Source organism: Actinopolymorpha sp. B11F2, assembly GCF_040195635.1.
Lineage (GTDB): Bacteria > Actinomycetota > Actinomycetes > Propionibacteriales > Actinopolymorphaceae > Thermasporomyces.
In genome coordinates, this window is sequence record NZ_JBEFTX010000028.1 from 1 (window position 1) to 20,629 (window position 20,629).

At 69.1% G+C, this 20,629-nt stretch carries 21 protein-coding genes and 1 pseudogene; 2 read left to right on the forward strand and 20 right to left on the reverse strand.

All coding sequences use genetic code 11. The features are described 5' to 3' along the window. Positions 1 to 1,090 (forward strand): annotated as a pseudogene (locus ABN034_RS32625) (hypothetical protein); the annotation flags it as partial. 53 nt (positions 1,091 to 1,143) lie between these two features. On the opposite strand, the gene ABN034_RS32630 reads toward ABN034_RS32625, so the two are convergent. From ABN034_RS32630 to ABN034_RS32695, 14 genes are all read right to left on the reverse strand, one after another. Further along, positions 1,144 to 1,584: a DUF2550 domain-containing protein gene (locus ABN034_RS32630; protein ID WP_349326026.1), complete on the reverse strand. Its 441-nt coding sequence runs from the start codon at positions 1,582 to 1,584 to the stop codon at positions 1,144 to 1,146. A 204-nt stretch (positions 1,585 to 1,788) separates the two neighbouring features. After that, positions 1,789 to 2,181: a F0F1 ATP synthase subunit epsilon gene (locus tag ABN034_RS32635; RefSeq protein WP_349694813.1), complete on the reverse strand. Its 393-nt coding sequence runs from the start codon at positions 2,179 to 2,181 to the stop codon at positions 1,789 to 1,791. A 178-nt stretch (positions 2,182 to 2,359) separates the two neighbouring features. Beyond that, positions 2,360 to 3,817, reverse strand: coding sequence for a F0F1 ATP synthase subunit beta (atpD, locus tag ABN034_RS32640; protein WP_349694814.1), 1,458 nt, complete (start codon positions 3,815 to 3,817; stop codon positions 2,360 to 2,362). 52 nt (positions 3,818 to 3,869) lie between these two features. Beyond that, the gene (locus tag ABN034_RS32645; RefSeq protein WP_349326023.1) at positions 3,870 to 4,781 is read right to left on the reverse strand and encodes a F0F1 ATP synthase subunit gamma; all 912 of its coding nucleotides are present in this window, start codon (positions 4,779 to 4,781) and stop codon (positions 3,870 to 3,872) included. A gap of 5 nt (positions 4,782 to 4,786) precedes the next feature. Beyond that, positions 4,787 to 6,427, reverse strand: a complete 1,641-nt coding sequence (gene atpA / locus ABN034_RS32650; protein ID WP_349694815.1) for a F0F1 ATP synthase subunit alpha — start codon at positions 6,425 to 6,427, stop codon at positions 4,787 to 4,789. Between the two features lie 52 nt (positions 6,428 to 6,479). Continuing rightward, positions 6,480 to 7,301: a F0F1 ATP synthase subunit delta gene (locus ABN034_RS32655; RefSeq protein ID WP_349694816.1), complete on the reverse strand. Its 822-nt coding sequence runs from the start codon at positions 7,299 to 7,301 to the stop codon at positions 6,480 to 6,482. Further along, on the reverse strand, positions 7,298 to 7,867 hold the full coding sequence (locus tag ABN034_RS32660; RefSeq protein WP_349694817.1) for a F0F1 ATP synthase subunit B: 570 nt from the start codon (positions 7,865 to 7,867) through the stop codon (positions 7,298 to 7,300). The genes ABN034_RS32655 and ABN034_RS32660 overlap by 4 nt, the downstream gene beginning before the upstream one ends. Before the next feature lie 15 nt (positions 7,868 to 7,882). Further along, a complete protein-coding gene (gene atpE, locus ABN034_RS32665) occupies positions 7,883 to 8,092 on the reverse strand; it encodes an ATP synthase F0 subunit C (protein ID WP_349326019.1) in 210 nt (69 codons plus the stop codon). Positions 8,093 to 8,126: 34 nt separating this feature from the next. Then, positions 8,127 to 8,906: a F0F1 ATP synthase subunit A gene (gene atpB / locus ABN034_RS32670; RefSeq protein ID WP_349694818.1), complete on the reverse strand. Its 780-nt coding sequence runs from the start codon at positions 8,904 to 8,906 to the stop codon at positions 8,127 to 8,129. Positions 8,907 to 9,015: 109 nt separating this feature from the next. Next, on the reverse strand, positions 9,016 to 9,261 hold the full coding sequence (locus ABN034_RS32675; RefSeq protein ID WP_349694819.1) for an AtpZ/AtpI family protein: 246 nt from the start codon (positions 9,259 to 9,261) through the stop codon (positions 9,016 to 9,018). A 111-nt stretch (positions 9,262 to 9,372) separates the two neighbouring features. Beyond that, complete coding sequence (locus ABN034_RS32680; RefSeq protein WP_349694820.1) at positions 9,373 to 9,906, reverse strand: Cg1360 family ATP-synthase-associated protein; 534 nt, start codon at positions 9,904 to 9,906, stop codon at positions 9,373 to 9,375. Positions 9,907 to 10,007: 101 nt separating this feature from the next. Continuing rightward, complete coding sequence (locus ABN034_RS32685) at positions 10,008 to 11,132, reverse strand: MraY family glycosyltransferase (RefSeq protein ID WP_349694821.1); 1,125 nt, start codon at positions 11,130 to 11,132, stop codon at positions 10,008 to 10,010. Positions 11,133 to 11,207: 75 nt separating this feature from the next. Further along, positions 11,208 to 11,948, reverse strand: coding sequence for an arsenate reductase/protein-tyrosine-phosphatase family protein (locus ABN034_RS32690; RefSeq protein WP_349694822.1), 741 nt, complete (start codon positions 11,946 to 11,948; stop codon positions 11,208 to 11,210). 49 nt (positions 11,949 to 11,997) lie between these two features. Further along, positions 11,998 to 12,651 (reverse strand): L-threonylcarbamoyladenylate synthase, encoded by a 654-nt coding sequence (locus ABN034_RS32695; RefSeq protein ID WP_349694823.1) that lies wholly within the window; start codon positions 12,649 to 12,651, stop codon positions 11,998 to 12,000. A 231-nt stretch (positions 12,652 to 12,882) separates the two neighbouring features. Here ABN034_RS32695 and ABN034_RS32700 point away from each other — a divergent pair, with 231 nt between their 5' ends. Further along, positions 12,883 to 13,515 carry a DUF1707 SHOCT-like domain-containing protein gene (locus tag ABN034_RS32700; protein ID WP_349326012.1) on the forward strand — a complete coding sequence of 211 codons (633 nt, stop codon included), beginning with the start codon at positions 12,883 to 12,885 and terminating at the stop codon, positions 13,513 to 13,515. A gap of 140 nt (positions 13,516 to 13,655) precedes the next feature. On the opposite strand, the gene prmC is transcribed toward ABN034_RS32700, so the two are convergent. The 6 genes from prmC to thrC form a co-directional block, all read right to left on the reverse strand. Next, positions 13,656 to 14,540: a peptide chain release factor N(5)-glutamine methyltransferase gene (gene prmC / locus ABN034_RS32705; protein ID WP_349694824.1), complete on the reverse strand. Its 885-nt coding sequence runs from the start codon at positions 14,538 to 14,540 to the stop codon at positions 13,656 to 13,658. Further along, positions 14,537 to 15,631 carry a peptide chain release factor 1 gene (prfA, locus tag ABN034_RS32710; RefSeq protein WP_502879133.1) on the reverse strand — a complete coding sequence of 365 codons (1,095 nt, stop codon included), beginning with the start codon at positions 15,629 to 15,631 and terminating at the stop codon, positions 14,537 to 14,539. Before prfA ends, prmC begins: the two co-directional genes overlap by 4 nt. Before the next feature lie 158 nt (positions 15,632 to 15,789). Next, positions 15,790 to 16,023, reverse strand: coding sequence for a 50S ribosomal protein L31 (gene rpmE / locus ABN034_RS32715; protein ID WP_349326010.1), 234 nt, complete (start codon positions 16,021 to 16,023; stop codon positions 15,790 to 15,792). A gap of 189 nt (positions 16,024 to 16,212) precedes the next feature. Further along, entirely contained in the window at positions 16,213 to 18,171 is a 1,959-nt protein-coding gene (gene rho / locus ABN034_RS32720; protein ID WP_502879134.1) for a transcription termination factor Rho, read from the reverse strand. A 284-nt stretch (positions 18,172 to 18,455) separates the two neighbouring features. Further along, on the reverse strand, positions 18,456 to 19,514 hold the full coding sequence (locus tag ABN034_RS32725; protein WP_349694825.1) for a homoserine kinase: 1,059 nt from the start codon (positions 19,512 to 19,514) through the stop codon (positions 18,456 to 18,458). A gap of 14 nt (positions 19,515 to 19,528) precedes the next feature. Beyond that, complete coding sequence (gene thrC / locus ABN034_RS32730) at positions 19,529 to 20,608, reverse strand: threonine synthase (RefSeq protein ID WP_349694826.1); 1,080 nt, start codon at positions 20,606 to 20,608, stop codon at positions 19,529 to 19,531. Positions 20,609 to 20,629: the final 21 nt, after the last annotated feature.

Here is a 20,629-nt window from a genome sequence, read left to right on the forward strand (position 1 = left end):
CTACCGCCCCACCGACAACCCGGCCTACCGCCCCACCGACAACCCGGCCTACCGCCCCACCGACAACCCGGCCTACCGCCCCACCGACAACCCGGCCTACCGCCCCACCGACAACCCGGCCTACCGCGCGGGCGACCGCCCGACCTACCTGCCCGCGGACCGCATCGGCAGCCACGTTCCCGATCGTCCGGCGCCGCGGCGCGCCGAGGAACCCACCGACCATCCGGGATACCGCTCGTTTGACCGGTACGCCTCGCCCGTCGCCGACGACGCCACCGGTGCGACCCCCTACCCGCCGTACCGCCCCTTCGACCGACCGTCCTACCGCCGGCCCGACGACCCCACCGAGCACCCGGACTACCCCGCGATCGTGGAGCCGCTCTACGATCCGCAGGCTCCGACCCTGCCGAGCGCGAGGCACCGGGCACGCCGGCGTGCCCCTTCCAACCGTGGCAGCCGCTGGGCTCGCCAGCTCGTCGTCCTGCTGCCCTTGGCGCTCGCGTCCAGCTCCTGGGCCACCCTCGGCAGCTCCGATTCCGGCAAGCTGCCGTGGTTCCCGGACGGATACCGAGTCGCCCTCGGGTCCGACACGTCGACGACCGTCGAGGAGGACAAGCCCTACCCCGACGAGCCCGATGTCGACGTGACACCCACACCCGAGGTGACGACCCCGGACCCGACGTCCCCGAACCCGCGCGTCAGCGCCACGCCTGAGCCTTCTGACCGTCGCCGCTCCGGCACCGGCGAGACGGGGACCGGCGGGCAACCTGGAGACGGCCCGGCGACGAGCGCACCAGCTCCAGCGCCCAAGCCCAAGCCGAGCCGGACGTCCGCGCCGCGTCCCACGCCCACTCCCACACCGGCACCCACCACGCCGGCGCCCGAGCCGGAACAGCCCGGCATCCCTCTGCCGCAGCTCCCGCTTCACATCCCGCTTCCGACGGTGCTGCCACTGCCGCTGCCGCTTTTCTCCCTGACGGGTACCCCGACCGAAGTGGGTACGGAAGGTTCCGCCGTGAGCGAGGGCGGGGCGTTGTCTTTGCCGATGCTGGAGTCGATCTCCGGCCGCGAGCTCACCGCTGACAGCTAACTGACCAACGCCACCGGAAGCCGCCGGACCCACGACAACGCGGCGCGGAGAAGTCAGATCGGGGCGTGCGTACGCCCGGGTGGCGCGGACTCCAGCCAGGCCAGGAATCCCGTCAGCGCGTCCTCTGCCATCGCCAGCTCCACCACGGAGTTGCCGGCCTGGACGCACTCCACGACGACGTGTCCGGCGTAGAGGCCGAGCGCCTCGGCGGCCAGTGGCTCGCGACGTGACTCGACCGTGAGGTCATTGCGCTGGAACACCCGGCGAGGCCGCAGCCCGAACGAAAAGACCCGGAACCATTCCACCGAATCGCCGGAATAGCGTGCGATGCCGAGTACCCAACCCTTGCCGGGCGTACCCGTGTGCAGCCGGACACTGCAGTCGAAGGTGCCGCCACCACGCTGGAGCAACCGCCGCCGGACGGCGAACGCCGCCAGAGTCATCAGCACCAGAGCGAGGATGATTCCGGCGGCGTCGAGAATGATCTGGATCATCGGGCGCCACCTGACCGGGCGCCGATGTCGTCAGCAGCCGGACGGTCGACCCCGGGGCCCGAGACGTGTGCGACGCGGACGCCCTGACATCGACCTAGCGGTCGGAGGTGGCAGCGGGACATCGCGGCAGTGCGCGCGGGACCTGGTCCACACTGCCCTGCCGCACCGCCGGACTCCGCCACCGCACGCCCACCACGCCCGGACTCAGGACGCCATCTCGACGGCGCGGATGCGGGCCTCGGCACGGCGTACGTGTTCGAGCGCCTCCTCGTCGTCCCCGCCGGCAGCGTGCGCGCGATCGAGCTCCCGCCGCGCCGCCTCCAGGTCGATCTCGTGCGCCATCTCGGCGTACTCGGCCAGGATGGACACCCGGTCGTGGGCGACCGAGAGGAAGCCGCCGTAGACGGCCGCTACCCAGATGTCGCCCTCCTGGTTGCGGATCTCCACCACGCCGTCGGCGAGCAAGCCGAGCAGGGGGGTGTGTCCGGGCAGGATGCCGATATCGCCGTCGATCGTCCGTGCGATGACGGTGGCCGCCTCGCCGGACCAGACCGTGCGGTCGGGCGCGACGAGCTCGACATGCAAGGGCTCTGCCACCGTAGATCCTCCTGGCCTGAATCGTTCTCGGGAGAATACCCACCTGCGAGAGCTCTGCCCTCGCGTACCCCCACCCAACACCTGACCCGCAGGAGACAAGTCCCTACCGGCTGGGCCAAAAGCCCTTCATTCGGCAGGTACTTCCTCTTCCGGGACTGACCGGACTGTCCTCAGCCGCTCAGTTCTCCTTCTGGATCTCAGCCCACCTGCGTTCGACATCGTCGAGGCCGCCGCACATGTAGAAGGCCTGCTCGGCCACGTGGTCGTAGTCGCCGTCACAGATCTTCTTGAACGCCTCGATGTTGTCCTCGAGCTGGACGAAGGAACCCTCGATGCCGGTGAACTGTGCCGCGGCGAAGGTGTTCTGGGAGAGGAAGCGCTGGATCCGGCGCGCCCTTGCGACCGTGATCTTGTCCTCCTCCGGCAGTTCGTCGATACCCAGGATCGCGATGATGTCCTGGAGCTCCTGGTTGCGCTGGAGGATCCCCTTGACCCGGTTGGCGACCGTGTAGTGCTCCTGACCGACGTACTGCGGGTCGAGGATCCGGCTGGTCGACTCCAGCGGGTGGATCGCCGGGTAGATCGCCTGCGCCGCAAGGTCACGTGACAGGTTGGTCGTCGCATCGAGGTGGGCGAAGGTCGTGGCAGGCGCCGGGTCGGTGTAGTCGTCGGCGGGGACGAAGACCGCCTGCATCGAGGTGATGGAGTGCCCCCGCGTCGAGGTGATGCGCTCCTGCAGCAGGCCCATCTCGTCAGCCAGGTTGGGCTGGTAACCCACCGCCGACGGCATCCGGCCGAGCAGGGTCGACACCTCCGAGCCCGCCTGGGTGAACCGGAAGATGTTGTCGATGAAGAGCAGGACATCCTGGTTCTTCACGTCACGGAAGTACTCCGCCATCGTGAGTGCGGACAGCGCCACGCGGAGCCTGGTGCCAGGCGGCTCGTCCATCTGTCCGAACACCAGGGCGGTGTCCGGCAGCGCTCCGCTCTCCTCCATCTCGACGATGAGGTCGGTGCCCTCACGGGTCCGCTCACCGACACCGGCGAACACCGAGGTGCCGCCGAAGTTGCGGGCGACCCGGATGATCATCTCCTGGATGAGCACCGTCTTGCCGACACCCGCACCACCGAACAGGCCGATCTTGCCGCCCTGGACGTACGGCGTCAGGAGGTCGATGACCTTGATGCCGGTGACCAGCATCTCGCTCTTGGGCGCGAGCTGGTCGAACGACGGAGCGGGCCGGTGGATGGGCCACCGCTCGGTGATCTCCAGCTTCTCACCGTCCTTGGCGTTGAGGCAGTCGCCGACGATGTTCCACACGTGTCCCTTGGTCACATCGCCCACCGGCACCGAGATCGGCGCGCCGGTGTCGCGGACCTCGGTACCCCTGACGAGGCCGTCGGTGGGCTGGAGCGCGACCGCCTTCACGACGTTGTCGCCCAGGTGCAGCTCCACCTCGAGGGTCAGAGTCACAGTCGTACCGCCGCGAGTGACGTCGACCTCGAGCGCGTTGTAGATGGGCGGGACCTGGCCGGCCTGAAACTCGACGTCGACGGTCGGACCGATGATGCGGGCAACTCGACCCACGCCGGCCTGCGGCGTCTCGGCGCCCTTCTCCGTAACGGTGGCTGTCATCTCTATCTCTCACTCACTCTGCTCAGAAAGATGGTCGCTTTCGCACCCTGGCTCATCGCTCCGCCGCAACTGCGTCGGCAAGGGCATTCGCGCCCCCGACGATCTCACTGATCTCCTGGGTGATCTCGGCCTGGCGCGCGGCGTTCGCCTCGCGGGTCAGTGTCCCGACGAGTTCCTTCGCATTGTCGGTCGCCGACTTCATCGCACGCTGCCGCGCCGCATGCTCGCTGGCGGCCGACTGCAGCATGCAGTGGTAGATCCGGTTCTCGATGTAGCGCGGCAGAAGGGTCTCGAGCACGTCCTCGGCCGACGGCTCGAACTCGTACAGCGGAAGAACCTCGTCGGAGGCGGGTGCCTCCTCGCCCTCGACGACCTCCAGCGGCAGCAGGCGGATGACCTCCGGCCGCTGCGTCATCATCGACACGAAGCGGGTGTAGACGATGTGGATCTCGTCGACCCCGCCGTCCTCGCCGCCGGCCTGGAACGCCTCGATGAGCGCCTCGCCGGCCTCCTTGGCGTGGGCGTACTGCGGATTGTCGGAGAATCCCGTCCACTCGGCGGCGATGTCGCGGTCGCGGAAACGGTAGTACGCCACCGCCTTGCGCCCACAGAGGTACGGGACGACCTCCTTGCCCTCGCCACGGACCAGCTCGGCGAGCCGCTCACCCTCGCGGATGACGCTGGACGAGTACGCCCCGGCCAGGCCGCGGTCGCTGGTGATGAGCAGCATCGCCGCGCGCCGCGGATTCGTCCGCTCGACGGTCAGCGGGTGATCGACGTTGGAGTAGGTCACGAGTGCCGACACCGCGCGGGTGAGCTCGCGGGCGTACGGCGTGGCCGCGCGCGAGCGCTCCTGGGCGCGGCGGATGCGTGAGGCCGCGACCAACTCCATCGCCCGGGTGATCTTGCCGATCGAGGAGATCGCCCGGATGCGTTGGCGGTAGATACGTAGCTTGCCGGCCATGCGCGTCAGCCCCGCTTCTGCCGAACGATCTGCTCCTGCTCCACGCTCTCTTCCTCGAGCGCCTCGAACTCCTCACGCCCAGGCTCGAGCAGCCGACCTTCGGAGGTCTCGAAGGTGGCCTTGAAGTCGGTGACGGCCTCATCGAGGGCCTTCGCCGTGTCGTCGGAGAAGTCCGTCGTCTCCCGGATCGCCTCGAGGATGCCGGCACGCTCCCGGCGGAGGAAGTCGAGCAGTTCGGCCTCGAACCGGCTCACGTCCTCGACCGGGACCTCGTCGAGCTTGCCCGCCGTACCGACCCAGATCGAGACGACCTGCTCCTCGTCGGGGAACGGCGACGCCTGTGGCTGCTTGAGCAGCTCGGTGAGCCGGCGCCCGCGCTCCAACTGTCGCCGCGACGCCGCGTCGAGGTCGGCGGCGAACATCGCGAACGCCTGCATCTCGGCGTACTGCGCGAGGTCGAGCTTGAGCTGACCGGAGACCTTCTTCATCGCCTTGGACTTCGCGCCGGAGACCCGCGACACCGACTGACCGACGTCGACGGCCGGCCGCTGGTTGGCGTTGAACAGGTCGGCCTGCAGGAAGATCTGGCCGTCGGTGATGGAGATGACGTTCGTCGGGATGTACGCCGAGATGTCGCCGGCCTTGGTCTCGATGACGGGGAGGCCGGTCATCGAACCCCCGCCGAGCTCGTCGGTGAGCTTGGCGCAGCGTTCCAGCAGCCGGGAGTGCAGGTAGAAGACGTCACCGGGGTAGGCCTCGCGGCCGGGTGGGCGGCGCAGCAGCAGCGACATCGCGCGGTAGGCCTCGGCCTGCTTCGACAGGTCGTCGAAGATGATCAGCACGTGCTTGCCGGCGTACATCCAGTGCTGGCCGATGCTCGAGCCGGTGTAGGGGGCGATGTACTTGAAGCCCGCCGAGTCCGACGCCGGTGCCGTGACGATCGTCGTGTAGTCCATCGCGCCGGCGTCTTCGAGCGCCTGGCGGACGGCTGCGACGGTCGAACCCTTCTGCCCGATCGCGACGTAGATGCAGCGCACCTGCTTCTTCGGGTCGCCGCTCTCCCAACCGTTCTTCTGGTTCAGGATCGCGTCGATGGCGATCTGGGTCTTGCCGGTCTTGCGGTCGCCGATGATGAGCTCCCGCTGGCCACGACCGATCTGGAACATCGCGTCGATGGCCTTGATGCCGGTCTGCATCGGCTCGCGGACCTCCTGGCGCATCATCACGCCCGGCGCCTGCAGCTCCAGCTCGCGGCGTCCGTCGAGGCCCTCGATCGGGCCGAGCCCGTCGACCGGGTTACCCATCGCGTCGACCACCCGGCCGAGGTAGCCCTCACCGACCGGCACCGACAGCACCTGGCCGGTCCGGCGTACGGTCTGGCCTTCCGCGATGCCGCCGAACTCGCCGAGGACCACCACACCGATCTCGCGGACGTCGAGGTTCTGGGCGATACCCAGAGTGCCGTCCTCGAACTCCAGCAGTTCGTTGGCCATCGCCGAGGGCAGGCCCTCGATGTGAGCGATACCGTCACCGGCGTCGACGACAGTGCCGACCTCCTCGGCTGCCGCGGCCTCCGGCTCGTAGCTCGAGACGAAGCGCTCCAGTGCGTCCCGGATCTCGTCCGGGCGAATCGTCAGCTCCGACATCTGTTGGTCCCTGCTCTCTCGGCAATCTCGTCTCTTGGTGCGGGAAGCGTGCCTATCCGGCGAGCCGGCGACGCGCGTCGTCCAACCGGCCGGCGATGGTTCCGTCGATGACCTCGTCACCCAGCTCGACCCGCAGGCCTCCGATCACCTCTGGATCGAGCAGGACGTTGAGATGGATGTCGTGTCCGTACTGCCGGCTGAGCGCGCGGGCCAGTCGGTCGCGATCGGCCTGGCCGAGGGATACGGCGCTGCGAACCGTCGCGACCAGGCGCTCACGCCATGCCGCGGCGACCTTGCCGTAGCCGTCGAGCGCTTCGGTCAGCGCCAACCCACGTGGAGCGGCCACAGCCTGCTCGACCAGGCGTACGGTCGACGGCTGTGCCTTGTCGGCCAGCAGCCCGCGGGCCAGCTCGACCCGTCGTTCGACCGGCAGCGTACGCCCGGTCAACGCCTGTGCCAGGCGGGCGTCGTTCTCGATCAGTCGGGCGAAGCGGAAGAGCTCGTCCTCGAGGTCGTCGAGCCGGCCGGCGCTGTCGGCCGAGCGGATGAGGGCGAGAACCGCCGCGTGCTCCAACGCGTCGGCGAGGTCCCGGGTGCGTGCCCACGCACCCTTCACCGCGGTGGTCACCACGGCCTGGGCATCCGCACCGATCCGGTTCCCGAGCAGTTCCTCGGCCAACCGGGCCCGCTCCTGCGGCGTCCGCGCCGGGTCGGTGAGCGCCCGACGCAACGCTGTCTCCTCGTCGAGGAGGGCGGTCACGGCGAACAGTTCCGAACCGGCGGTCTCGAGCTCACCCGCGCCGCCCGGCAGGTCCTTGACCACCTGCCGGGTCGAGGCGAGTGAGTCGCGAGACGCCCCGCGGAAGTCGATCATGACGGTTCACCGACCGGCTGGCGTTCTTCCAACTCGGCGAGGAAACGCTCGACGACACGCCGCTGACGCGCCTCGTCCTCCAGCGACTCCCCCACGATGCGGCTGGCGAGCTGGGTGGAGAGCTCGCCGATCTCGGTACGGAGCTGGGCGAGCACCTGCTGCCGCTCGGCGTCGACCTGCGTGTGGGCCTGCGCCACGATGCGCTGGGACTCCGCCTGCGCCTGGGCGCGCAGCTCGGCGATGATCGCCGCGCCCTGCTCCCTGGCGTCCTCCCGAATCCGCGAAGCCTCGTGCCGGGCTTCGGCGAGCTGCTGCTGGTACTGCTCCAGAGCTGCCTCGGCCTTGGCCTGTGTCTCCTCGGCCTGCTTGAGGCCGCCTTCGATCGCCTTCGTACGTTCGGCGAAGGCTTTCTCGAACGCGGGCGCCACCCACCGGCGCACCACGTAGAAGAGGATGCCGAACACAACCAAGCTGAGCAGCATCTCCGTGGTGTGCGGAAGCAGCGGGTTGGGCACCCCTTCTTCCGCCGCGAGGAACCCTGCTTCTTTCGCGAAGTACACAGTCATGGCAAGACTCCGTCGCTAGCCAGCGAAGACGAAGGCGAGCGCGATACCGATGATCGCGAGCGCCTCGGTGAGACCGAATCCGAGAATCGCGATCGTCTGCAGTCGAGCCTGCGCCTCGGGCTGGCGGGCAACGCCATTGATGTAGGCCGCGAAGATCAGGCCGACACCGATACCAGGGCCGATGGCCGACAAGCCGTAGCCGATGATCGCGAGCGAGCCAGTCATTCGTACGTTCCCTTCTAATCTTTGGTTGTTTCGATCAGTGCTCTTCGGCGAGGGCGCCGGAGATGTAGTTGGCGGTCAGGAGGGTGAAGATGTACGCCTGGAGCACGATCACCAGGAGTTCGAGGAAGAACAACGCGACGTCGAGCACCATCGAGATGACGCCGATGGGCTTGAAGTAGAGAACGTCGGAATGAAACAGAAGGTACTCGCCACCGAGTGCGAAGAGCGCGAGCACCAGGTGCCCGGCGAACATGTTGGCGAAGAGCCGGAGAGCCAGCGTGAACGGCCGGACGATGATGTTGGAGACGAACTCCAGCGGAATGAGGAGCAGCAACATCCCCGGGGCGATGCCGGGCGTCACCGTCTGGTGCTTGAGGTAACCGAAGAAACCCTTCCGCGCGATCCCGACGGCGTTGTAGACGATCCAGGTGATCGCCGCCAGCGGATAGACGAAACTCACCTGGGAGAACGTCGGGAACTGGATGAACGGGACGATCCCGAAGAGGTTGTTGACCAGGATGAAGAAGAACAGCGCGACGAGGTACGGCACGAACTTCAGGAAGTCGCGCGAACCGATCATGTCGCGGGCGATCGAGTTGCGGACGAAGCCGTAGGCGATCTCTCCGGCGTACTGCATGCGGCCCGGCACCATTGCCTGCTTGTGTGCGGCAAGGACGAAGAAACCTCCGACCAGGACCGCGGCCAGGACCAACTGCGCCATCGGCTTGGTGACACCGGCGACGAAGGGGGGCAGCAGGAAGTCGGCCGGACCCGGCGGGGTGAACCCCCCCGAGGCGAGAATCGTCACGCTCACGGGCTCTCCTCTCGCACCGGTCGAACATCGGTGGTGGGCACGCGGGTTCTTGCTTCGCTGCGAACCCGCGTGCTGTGCTCATTGGTTCGCTCGCTGCGCTCGCTCACGATCACGGGCTGTCCTTGGGTTCGTGGTGGCCGTACCGCTTGAACACGAGGTACAGCGCCAGCGCCAGACCGACCAGGATTCCCACCGGTAGTAGGAACGAGGTTCGGAAGTAGTGGTCCCCGAGCCAGCCGAGTCCGCCGTAGATCCCGACTCCGGCTACCAGGTAACCGAAGACGCCCCAAGCACCGTGCCCTGCCCCCGATGGTGCTGGGCCCGATGGCTCGGGGGGCGACCCGTTCTGGCTCATCGCGCACCGGACTGTAGCAGCCGGCACGGAGCGCGCTGAGACTGGGGTAAAGAGAAAGTAAATCCGTGCGGGTCGCGCCCATGGGCAGGGCATCCGCGCAGGTCAGGACGCTCATGATGATCTTCCTGACGGCGCGTCGTCCGGCGCGGTCGAGGGCGTCACGGCCGCCGTGCCCGTGGTGCCGGTCGATTCCGTGGCTTCGGCCGACCCCGTTGTGCCGGTCCCGGTCGTACGTTCGTCGAGATCGTAGAGCGGCACCCGCATACGGACGAACGCTCTTATCTCGCCGGTGCACCACGCCACGACGCAGGCGATCACGGTGAGGCTGGTCGCCATGCGTTCGACGTAGACGTCCACGACCTCGAGCGAGCCGAGGAGCGCCAGCAGGCCGCCGAAGATCAGGACGCGGACGAAGTAGCTGGCGACCGCGACCATCAGGACGACCTCGGGATAGGTCTGTCGCACGAGCCGGAGGGAGTAGAGCCCGCCACCGGAGAACGACACGACGACGAGGGCGCCGAGGACGGCGCCGGCGAGTCCGCGGGTGCCGGCGAGCACGGTGCTCAGGGCGATGGCGACTGCGGCGACGGCGAGCGTGGGCTTCAACGCTCCGCGGATCAGGGGGGTGACTCTGTCGGTCGTCATGATGGCGGCCGTCCCTCGTGCGGTGGGGGTTTGTGAAACTTAGCACAAGGTCCGGGCGTACGCCGAACCGACCCCGGCGAGCCCGAACCTGGTGGCGCCATTCAGCGGGGGTGCGGAAGGTGGTTGCGGCGCGGCAGGAGAGCCGTGCAGGCGATCGCCGCCACGACGACGACACCCACGATGGAGGCGGTCACCCAGGTCGCCCACAGGCCGATCACGACGACACCGAAGGCGAGCAGCCCGGCCCAGAGGTACATGACCAGGACGGCGCCCTTGTGCGAGTGACCGAGTTCGAGGTGGAGCCGGTGGTGGAGGTGCTTCTGATCGGCGGCGAACGGCGACTGGCCTGCCCTGGTCCGGCGGATCACCGCCAGCAACAGGTCGATGAACGGCAGCGCCATCACCGCGATCGGCAACACCAACGGCAGCAGCGCCGGCAGCAGGCTCCGGCTCTCGTTCTGCGGGCTCGACATCACGCTCGGGTCGAGCCAACCGGTCAGGCTGATCGTCGAGGCCGCCAACAGCAGACCCAACAGGTAGGCGCCGCAGTCACCCAGGAAGACGCGGGCGGGGAAGAAGTTGTGCGGAAGGAAACCGAGGCAGGCCCCGGCCATGATCGCGGTCACGAGCGTGGCCGTGGTGGCGCGGTTGAGGGAGAGCCCGACGGTTAGACCGTACGAATACGTGAAGAACGCCGCGGCCCCCAGGAACACCACGCCCGCGGCAAGGCCGTCGAGGCCGTCGACGAAGTTCACCGCGTTGGCCATCATGATGATGATCAAGGCGGAGATGACCGCGCTCTGCGCCGGCGACAACGACAGCAGGGTCCCGTCGGGCAGAGGCAGCCAGTTCAGCTGAACCCCGTAGACGACGAGGATTCCCGCGGCCACCACCTGCCCGGCGAGCCTGGTGAGCGCGTCGAGGTCGACGACGTCGTCGATACCGCCCACGACCGCGATCACGAACCCGGCAATCAGCAGACCCCACGCATCCTCCTTGATCTCGGGCAGCATCCCGAGGAACGGCAGGTGGGTCGCCACGACGAATCCGGCGGCCACGCCGCCCAGGACGGCTATGCCACCGAGGCGGGGCATCAACACCGAGTGGACATCGCGGTCGCGGATCGGCTTGACCGCACCGATCCTGGCCGCGAACCGGCGCGCAACGCCCCCCAGGAGGTACGTCGTCGCCGCGGCGACGATGAGAACCAGGACGTACTCACGCACGAGCGGCTCCCCCAGCCTTCGCACTGCCTGGACGTGCGCGTCGTGCGGCGTTCATGCGCGGCCGTCGTGCGGCGTTCATGCGCGGGCACCCACGAGGGCGGCGATGGAGGTGGCGACCGCCTGGGAGATCGTCGCACCAGCCGCCTCGTAGACCGCCATGGGTCGCCCGATCGGATCGGGAATGTCGTCCTCGTCCGGGCTGCCCGGCCGGATCGTACCGCGCTGCCGGGCGACCAGCGCCACCACGGCACGGGCCCGCTCGACCGGATCGGTGGGGGACGCGTCGACCGCCCCGTCGCCCTCGGCCTCGGACGCCGCCGCCAACCGGTCGGCGGTGCCTGCCGGGTCGGTGGCCGCGAGGCTGGTCGCCCCCACCGCGCCCGAGGCGGCAGCGACCTCCGTCGCGGCCGAAAGGACCGCCGGGTCGGGCTCGGGTGCCCGGTCGGCGAGGGCGGCCGTCGTACGCGCGAATTCGGTCAGCGTGAAGGTTCGGCGCAACGCGCCCGGGTCGAGCGTGACCACCGCGCTGCGGTGCGCCCGGGTGGCGGTGAGGATCAGGTCCGCGGCGCCCACCAGGTCCGCGGTGAGCTCGGTCGACCGGAACCCGTCGGGATCTCCGCCGTACGCCGAGACGACCGCCGCGGCTTCCGGCGTCATCTCCCGGCCCGCATAGGTACCGGTGCCTGCGCCGAAGACCCGGAACGTTCCCGCGGCGTCGCCGAGGTGGCGCTCCAGGGCGGAGACGGCCAGGCGTTCGGCGATGGGAGACCGGCACATGTTGCCGGTGCACACGAACATGATCGAGAACGTGGTCATGGCCGCAGTCGCTCCTCGTCACACAGGTGCTGGTCCATCCCGGCCGGCCTCAGGGTGTCACACGCAGGTCGAGATCCGGAACGATGGCACGCAGTCGCTCGATCGAAACAGCGCCGGAGCGCAGGATCCGCGGTGTCGGCGAGGTCAGGTCGAGGATGGTCGACGGCACGGCTCCTCTGGTGGGCCCGGCATCGAGGTAGACCGCGACATTGTTACCGAGCTGGTCCTGTGCTTCGGCACAGGTCACCGCCGGCGGGTCACCGGACCGGTTGGCGCTGCTCACCGCGAGCGGTCCGGTCTTGTTGAGCAGGTCGAGCGCGATCTCGTCGTCGGGCATCCGTACGGCCACCGTGTCGCCTGAGTCCCCGATGTCCCAGACCAGGCTGGGCTGCTGGTGGCAGATCAGGGTGAGGGCACCGGGCCAGAACTCCTCCACCAGGCGCCTGCCGTAGTCCGGGATGTCGGTCGCGATGCCGTCGAGAGCACCGAGCGAGCCCACCAGCACCGGCGGGGGCATGGACCGCTCGCGTCCCTTGGCCGAAAGCAGGGCGGCGACGGCCTCAGGGACGAAGGCGTCGGCCGCGATGCCGTAAACCGTGTCTGTCGGCAGGACCACGAGGTCGCCGCGCCTGATGGCGGAGGCGGCGATCTCCAGGCCGATGGTGCGTTCGTCCCGGTCCTTGCATGCATAGCGCTCGCTCACAGTTGCTCATCGTGCCATGCCGAGCTGAGGGGACGACGCGATGCCCGGCGTGCTGGGCGCGAGGTCGATCAACGGTGGACGAATCGGTCGGCCGACGCGGTGGCTGTCCGGTTCGTCCGCCGTTGATCAACTCGTCTCCACTGACGAACGTACGAAGCCGGCGGACGCTTGCGTCGACCGCTGCCGGCGTACGGGCTGATGTCGGGAGGAAGCGCCAGTAGGCTGACGCGCGTGAGCGACAACCTCCCGGACCGGTCGGCCTACCGTGCGGGCGATGCCGACCGCGAAGCGGTGGTCGAACGCCTGCGGGCCGCGGCCTCCGATGGCCGCCTCGACCTGGCGGAGTTCGAGGAGCGGATGTCGGCGGCCTACACCGCGAAGACATTCGCTGAACTCGCTCCGCTCACCGCCGATCTCCTTGACGGCACGTCCGTGGCACCCGCCCCCACCGGGCCGGCCGAGATCACACTGCACGCCGTGGGTTCGTCGGTCTCCCGTCGCGGCACGTGGGTCGTTCCCCGGAAGGTCTCGGTCAAGGGCAAGGCCGGCTCGACGATGCTCGACCTCACCCAGGCGCGACTGCTGTCCCAGGACGTCGAGATTGCCCTCGACGCATCGGCTGGCTCGGTCACCATCGTCGTTCCACCAGGCACCCAGGTCGACACGAGCGATCTGAAGACCAGCTTCGGGAGCACCCACGTCCGCACGGACACACCGTCGGAGTACGCCAGCACGGCGCAGCTTCGCCTCACCGTCACCGGCACCTGCCACATGGGTTCGGTGACAGTGCGGCACCTCTACTTCTGGGAGCCGTGGTTCCGCGATCTCCTCACCCGGTGGCGCCGCAAGCTCCAGGCGCGGTGAGGCGGACGCCCGTGTCCGGGTCCGCGGTGACGGGAGCACGTTCATCGGGCGGTGCGGTGACGCCGACGGAACCCCCCATGATCATGAAGAGAAAGTCGGCTATACGCCGAATCCTTCATGATCACGATCATGATCACGGGTCAGGGGCGGATCCGTTGGGCGGTGACGAAGCGCGGGCGGTCGGCGAGGTCGGTGTGGTCGCGGACGCGGGACCAGTAACCTGTGGCGGCGAAGATCGCGGGAGCACTCTCGCCCTGGACGTCGGCGTGTTCGACCACGACGAGGCCGCTGCCGGGTCGCAGCAGCCGTCGCGCGGTCCGCTCGACCATCCGGATCGCGTCGAGCCCGTCATCGCCTGACCACAGGGCCAGCGCGGGATCGTGGTCACGCACCTCCTGCTCGACACCGTCGTAGGCCTCCAACGGGATATACGGCGGATTCGCGACCACCACGTCCACCGTGCCGTCCAGCTCACGGAAAGCCGATGCCGCGTCGCCGTGGACGAGCGTGACGCGAGTGCCCGCGAGATTGCGGGCAGCCCACGCGTGTGCGGCATCGTCGAGCTCGACCGCGAAGACGCGGACACCGGTCACCTCACCGGCGATGGAAGCCGCGATCGCGCCCGATCCCGTGCACAGGTCGACCGCGGTGAGCGTAGCGGCGGGTGGTCCGGAACGCTTCGTCGCCTGTAGCGCGTCGATCGCCCAACCTGCCACCACCTCGGTCTCGGGCCGTGGAACGAACACCCCTGGACCGACGTCGAGCTCCAGGTGCCGAAACGGCGCCTTCCCGGTGAGATGTTGAAGCGGTTCGCGGGCAGCCCGGCGGGCGACCAGTTGGGAGAACCGGTCCTGAGCCGCCGGCGGCACGTCGGTACACAGGCCCAGTCGGCTCCGCGGAACGCCTAGGACATGGGCGAGCAGCTCCTCGGCGTCGAAGCGCGGCGAGGCGACGCCCGTCGCGGCGAACTGCTCCCGCGCCTGGTCGAGCAGGCCACGCACCAAGCTCACGCGGGGCGTGCTCATCCGGGCTGATTCTCCAAGGCCGCAAGGCGTTCGGCCTGGTCCGCTTCGACCAGCGCACCGATCACCGGGTCGAGTTCACCGTCGAGTACCTGGTCGAGGTTGTACGCCGTGAACCCCACCCGGTGGTCGGTGATGCGGTTCTGCGGGAAGTTGTACGTCCGCACCCGTTCGGAACGGTCCACCGTCCGTACCTGGCTCCGCCGCGCCGCCGCCGTCTCGGCATCCGCCTGCTCCTGGGCGATGGCGAGCAGCCGCGCGCGGAGGATGCGTAGGGCCTGCTCCCTGTTCTGGAGCTGGCTTTTCTCGTTCTGGCAGGAGACGACGATGCCGGTGGGGACGTGGGTGATGCGTACGGCCGAGTCGGTGGTGTTGACGCTCTGCCCACCCGGCCCGGAGGAACGGAACACATCGATGCGGAGGTCCTTCTCCGCGATGTCGACGTCGATGTCCTCCGCCTCTGGCAGGACGAGAACACCGGCCGCCGAGGTGTGGATCCGGCCCTGCGACTCGGTAACCGGCACCCGCTGCACCCGGTGCACGCCGCCTTCGAACCTCAACCGGGAGTACGGCGTCTCGTCGAGCTCGCCGCCGGTCGCTCCCCCGCCCTTGCCCTTGACCGCGAGCGTCACGCTCTTGATCCCGCCGAGCTCGGACTCGGCGACCTCGAGGGTCTCCGTACGCCAGCCGCGCCGTTCGGCGTACCGGTCGTACATCCGTAGCAGGTCGCCGGCGAACAGGGCCGACTCCGCACCGCCCTCGCCGGCCTTGATCTCGAGCAGAACGTTCTTGTCCGCAAGGGGATCGCGCGGGAGCAGGAGCAGGCGCAGGCGTTCCTCGGCGTCGGCATGCTGCGCTGACAGGCGTTCGGCCTCCTCGGCGAACCCCGCGTCTTCGCCGGCGAGTTCCCGTGCGGCTTCGAGGTCGTCGTTCAACTGCCGCCAGGTGCCGTAGGCCGCGACCACGCGCTGCAGCTCGGCATAGCGGCGGCCGACCTTGCGGGCGGTCGCCTGGTCGGCGTGGATCGCCGGGTCGGCGAGGCGGCGTTCGAGGTCAGCGTGCTCGGTCAACAGCGCCTCAACGGCTTCGAACACGATGCCTCCTGGAGAGAACGATGAACGAACGACGCCCGCAGCTGGGCAGCGGCCCTAGCCCTCGTGGGCGACCGAGCCTGGTCAACCGCGCCCGGACGCGACAGCGCCGGCCACGCGGGAACCCGTGAACGGGCCCGCCGACCGGCGCTGTTGGAGTGCTACTTCTTGTTCTGCTTGTCCTTCGACTGCGCCTTGGCGTACCGCTTCTCGAAGCGGGCCACGCGACCACCGGTGTCGAGGATCTTCTGCTTGCCGGTGTAGAAGGGGTGGCAGGCCGAACACACGTCGGTGTGGATCGAGCCGTTCCGGGCAGTGCTGCGGGTGGTGAACGCGTTGCCACACGTGCACGTCACCGTCGTCTCGATGTAGTCAGGGTGAATGCCAGACTTCACAGGTTTCCTCCGCTTTTGTAGAGCGCCGGGTCGCCGTCACCCAGCCGGGTGGGCGTGAACCGGTGCCAGCGCATGTAGTTTCCCATCTGTTCAGCCACCCGGAGCAACGGCCCCGGCAGTCGGCGCATTCCCGCGCCCGACTGCCGAGGACCGCTCCGGGTCCGTGCACCGCTTCAGATGTAGGACGGGTCAGTCGTCGTCCCGCGACGAGGAGTTCCCGCCGGCACCCGGCATCGTCTTGTTGATCTGCATCAGGAACTCGACGTTGCTTCGCGTGTCCTTGAGCCGGTTGAGCAGCAGCTCGAGAGCCTGCTGGCCGTCGAGCCCCGACATCACCCGACGGAGCTTCCACACGATGCCGAGCTCCTCCTTGCCCATGAGCAGCTCTTCGCGCCGGGTGCTGGACGCGTCGACGTCGATGGCGGGGAAGATCCGCTTGTCGGCGTACTCCCGGCGCAGCCGGAGCTCCATGTTGCCGGTGCCCTTGAACTCCTCGAAGATCACTTCGTCCATCTTCGAGCCGGTCTCGATCAGGGCGGTCGCGATGATGGTGAGCGATCCCCCGTGCTCGATGTTGCGGGCCGCGCCGAAGAACCGCTTGGGCGGGTACAGCGCGCTCGAGTCCACACCACCGGACAGGATCCGGCCGCTCGCGGGAGCCGCGAGGTTGTACGCACGACCGAGCCGGGTGATCGAGTCGAGCAGCACGACCACGTCGTGGCCCAGCTCGACCAGCCGCTTGGCCCGCTCGATCGCAAGCTCGGCAACGGTCGTGTGGTCGTCGGCCGGCCGGTCGAAGGTGGAGGCGATGACCTCACCCTTGACCGCCCGCTGCATGTCGGTGACCTCCTCAGGCCGCTCGTCGACGAGCACGACCATGAGGTGGGCCTCGGGGTTGTTCTGGGTGATCGCGTTGGCGATCGCCTGCATGATCAGCGTCTTACCGGCCTTGGACGGCGACACGATCAACGCCCGCTGGCCCTTGCCGATCGGAGCGATCAGGTCGATGATCCGGGTCGTCGGGATGGACGGGTCGGTCTCGAGCCGGAGCCGCTCCTGTGGGTACAGCGGGGTGAGCTTGCCGAAGTCGGGCCGCTGCCTGGACAGCTCCGGGTCGGCACCGTTGACCGTGTCGACGCGGACCAGCGGGTTGAACTTCTCCCGGCGTTCACCTTCGCGCGGCTGGCGGATGGCGCCGCTCATCGCATCGCCCTTGCGCAGGCCGTACTTCTTGACCATCGCCAGGGAGACGTAGACGTCGTTGGGGCCGGGCAGGAACCCGCTCGTGCGGACGAACGCGTAGTTGTCGAGCACGTCGAGGATGCCGGCCACCGGGATGAGAACGTCGTCCTCGTTGACCTGCGGCTCGCCGTCGTAACGGTCGCTGCGTCCGCCACCACTCCTGCGATCGCGGAAGCGATCACGCGAACGCCTCCGCCGACGCCCGCGACCACCTTCGTCGTCGTCGCCGTCGCGGCTGTCGCGGTTGTCGCGGCCGCCGTCCCGCTGGTTCTGGCTACTGTGCTCGCGGCTGCCCCGGCCACCGTCACGGTTGTTGTCACGGCCACCGTCACGGCCGTCGCGGCTGCCGCGGCCGCCGTCGCGGCCCGAGCCACGAGACTCGCGCCCACCGTCGCGCCCGGACTCAGACGGGTTGTCGCCCCGGCCTTCGGTGCCGTCCTTGGCAGCGGCGTCTTCGCCCCGGTCGGCGGCACGGTCGCCGTCGGTGTCGGCCTGCTGGCCGTTCTGCTTGTCCTGCTTGTCCGCCCGGCGACCGCGGGACCGGGTGGCGTCGCCACCCTCCGACTGGCCGTCGGCGATGTCGATCTGGGTCTGCCCTTCGGCAGACTGCGTCCGGCGGTCGCGCTTCGACGCGGGGCGGTCCGCCGAGGCCGAGCCTTCGTCGGTGGCCTGGCCACCAGCCGCCTGCGCCGCCTTGATGGCGTCGATCAGCTGGCTCTTGCGCATCCGGGCGGTACCCGTGATGCCAAGGCCCTGTGCAACCTGCTGGAGTTCTGCGAGCACCATGCCCGCGAGGCCACTCGCACGGCGACGGCGTGTCGGGGTGCCGCCGTCTTCGGTAGCGGGTGCATCCCCGGCGTGGGCGTCAGAAGCCGGTGCGGTGGTGAGATCAGTGGTTTCGGTCACGTGAGGTCCTTCCCACGCGTGGTGTCGGCCGTTTCGATGGCGTGCCGACTTGTCGTTGCCGGCAAATTGCCGGGTCCTCCCTGTTGGAGTCGTGCCTCATGTGCACGAGTGAACGAGCTCTCGACGAGTCCGGGTCCACCAGTTGTATGCCTGTTGCGCACAAAGAGTGCACAGGCCTCAACGGGGACGCCACAGAAATCTGATGACAGCGAAAGAAACGCTTCCCGGAATCGTGGCGAGATGGCACCAGGGGCCATAACAAGGGCTCCGGCCCGATAGGGAGCCTAACAGAATCTCTCGGGCCTGGCTCCCTCACCCTGCTCAACATCTTCCCACGGTGATGAATTCCCGTCAGTCGGAGGCAAGATCCGGGCGCCGTCGAGGTCGAGAGGGACCTCGTACGCACGGAATCCGGTGGGCGCCGCCTCTGCCAGCCTGTGAGCCGTACCTAGCGGGGCAAACGCGAGGACGGACGGTCCGGCGCCTGACACCACGGCTGGGACCCCCCGGGCACGCAGGTCCGCGACGAGCGCCGCCGATGCTGGCATGGCTGACGCCCGATAGGGCTGGTGGAGCCGGTCCTCGGTCGCCGCGAGCAAGAGGTCGATGTCCACCTCTGCCGGCGCTGCGGGGCCTCCGGCGAGCACGGGGTGGCCTCCGGCGAGCACGGGGTGGCCTCCGGCGAGCACGGGGTGGCCCCCGGCGAGCGCGGCGACGAGAAGTGCCGCCCGGCCGGCGTTCACGGCCGCATCGGCATGGGGCACAAGGTCCGGAAGGGCAGCACGGGCGGTTTCGGTCGCAAGTGGGCTGTCCGGGACGAAGACGACCGAAGAGACCGAGACCGGCTCCAACCGGATCGCCCGGGCGCGGGACCCCGCTGGAGTCCATGCGATCGTCAGCCCACCCAGCACGCAGGCCGCCACGTTGTCCGGATGACCTTCGAGCGCCGAGCCCAGCGCGATCACGGCCGCATCGTCGAGTCCTGTGCCTCCGTCTGATACCAAGGCACGCGCGGCGACGATCCCGGCGACGATCGCGGCCGCGGAGGAACCCATCCCACGGCCGTGCGGGATCCGGTTCGTACACGTGAGGGCGAGGCCCGGCGGCTGGCCGCCCAGTTCGTCAAGCGCCGTCCTGAGCGCCCGGACGACGAGGTTCGTCCCGTCGCGGGGAACCAGGGCGGCGCCCTCACCCACGACCTCCACGGTGAGTCCGGAGGGGGTCGGCCGCACCTCGACTTCGTCGTACATCCCCAGAGCGAGGCCCAGCGCGTCGAAGCCGGGGCCGAGGTTCGCGCTCGTCGCCGGCACCCGGACGCGTACCGGGTCCGCACGAAAGCGCACGCCACCCACCGCGGTCAGTCCAGATCGAGCGCGCGGGCCGCGGCGTCGGGTTCGGGCGGTACGACGATCGCGCCGACGTCACCGGCCACCTCGAGCGGGGTGGCGACATCCTTCAGCCCGTGCCCGGTGACGGTGATCACCACGGTCTGCCCCCGGTCGAGTTCGCCCGCCTCTGCCACCCGGAGCAGGCCCGCGACGCCCACCGCCGACGCGGGTTCGACGAACACCCCGTCACGAGCGGCGAGCCCGGCCTGTGCGGCGAGGATCGCCTCGTCCGGTACGGCGTCGATCCGCCCGCCGGACTCGTCCCGCGCCGCCACGGCGTCTCCCCACCGTGCGGGGTTGCCGACCCGGATCGCGGTGGCGACGGTCTCGGGATGCTCCACCGGCGCTCCGCTCACGATCGGGGCCGCGCCCGCCGCCTGGAAGCCCCACATCCGGGGACGACGCTGCGCCCGCCCGGCTTTGGCGTACTCCTGATAACCCGCCCAGTAGGCGGTGATGTTGCCGGCGTTGCCCACCGGTAGCACGTGGATGTCGGGCGCGTCGCCGAGGACGTCGACGATCTCGAAGGCCGCCGTCTTCTGGCCGGCCAGCCGGTAGCCGTCGGGGTTGGCGGAGTTGACGAGGACCGCGGAGTACTGCTCGCACAGGCCACGCGCGAGCTTCAGGCAGTCGTCGAAGTTGCCCTTGACCTGGACCAGGCGCGCCCGGTGCACGATCGCCTGCGCGAGCTTGCCCTGCGCGATGCGTCCCTCCGGGACGAGGACGACCGGCACCAGCCCCGCACGTACGGCATAGGCCGCGGCGGAGGCGCTGGTGTTGCCGGTCGAGGCACAGATGACCACCTTGACGCCGGCGTCAGCGGCACGGGACACGGCCATCGTCATGCCACGGTCCTTGAACGAACCGGTCGGGTTGTCCCCTTCGACCTTGACCCACACCTCGCAGCCGGTTGCCTCCGAGAGCCAGGCGGACGCCACCAGCGGGGTCCCGCCCTCGCCGAGGGTCACGACCGGCATCGTGGGGCTGACGGGCAGCCATGCGCGGTACTCCTCGATGACACCCCGCCACAGCCGCGACACTTCCGCCATCAGGCTCTCTCCTCAGCCGTC

Coding starts and splice junctions, on each gene's coding strand:
- ABN034_RS32680 (WP_349694820.1), bottom strand. CDS start 9,906: ATGACGACCGACAGAGTCACCCCCCTGATCCGCGGAGCGTTGAAGCCC.
- thrC (WP_349694826.1), bottom strand. CDS start 20,608: ATGGCGGAAGTGTCGCGGCTGTGGCGGGGTGTCATCGAGGAGTACCGC.
- ABN034_RS32655 (WP_349694816.1), bottom strand. CDS start 7,301: ATGATCGACTTCCGCGGGGCGTCTCGCGACTCACTCGCCTCGACCCGG.
- ABN034_RS32630 (WP_349326026.1), bottom strand. CDS start 1,584: ATGATCCAGATCATTCTCGACGCCGCCGGAATCATCCTCGCTCTGGTG.
- atpE (WP_349326019.1), bottom strand. CDS start 8,092: ATGACTGGCTCGCTCGCGATCATCGGCTACGGCTTGTCGGCCATCGGC.
- atpA (WP_349694815.1), bottom strand. CDS start 6,427: ATGTCGGAGCTGACGATTCGCCCGGACGAGATCCGGGACGCACTGGAG.
- prmC (WP_349694824.1), bottom strand. CDS start 14,540: ATGAGCACGCCCCGCGTGAGCTTGGTGCGTGGCCTGCTCGACCAGGCG.
- atpD (WP_349694814.1), bottom strand. CDS start 3,817: ATGACAGCCACCGTTACGGAGAAGGGCGCCGAGACGCCGCAGGCCGGC.
- ABN034_RS32660 (WP_349694817.1), bottom strand. CDS start 7,867: ATGACTGTGTACTTCGCGAAAGAAGCAGGGTTCCTCGCGGCGGAAGAA.
- ABN034_RS32645 (WP_349326023.1), bottom strand. CDS start 4,781: ATGGCCGGCAAGCTACGTATCTACCGCCAACGCATCCGGGCGATCTCC.
- ABN034_RS32675 (WP_349694819.1), bottom strand. CDS start 9,261: ATGAGCCAGAACGGGTCGCCCCCCGAGCCATCGGGCCCAGCACCATCG.
- ABN034_RS32690 (WP_349694822.1), bottom strand. CDS start 11,948: ATGACCACGTTCTCGATCATGTTCGTGTGCACCGGCAACATGTGCCGG.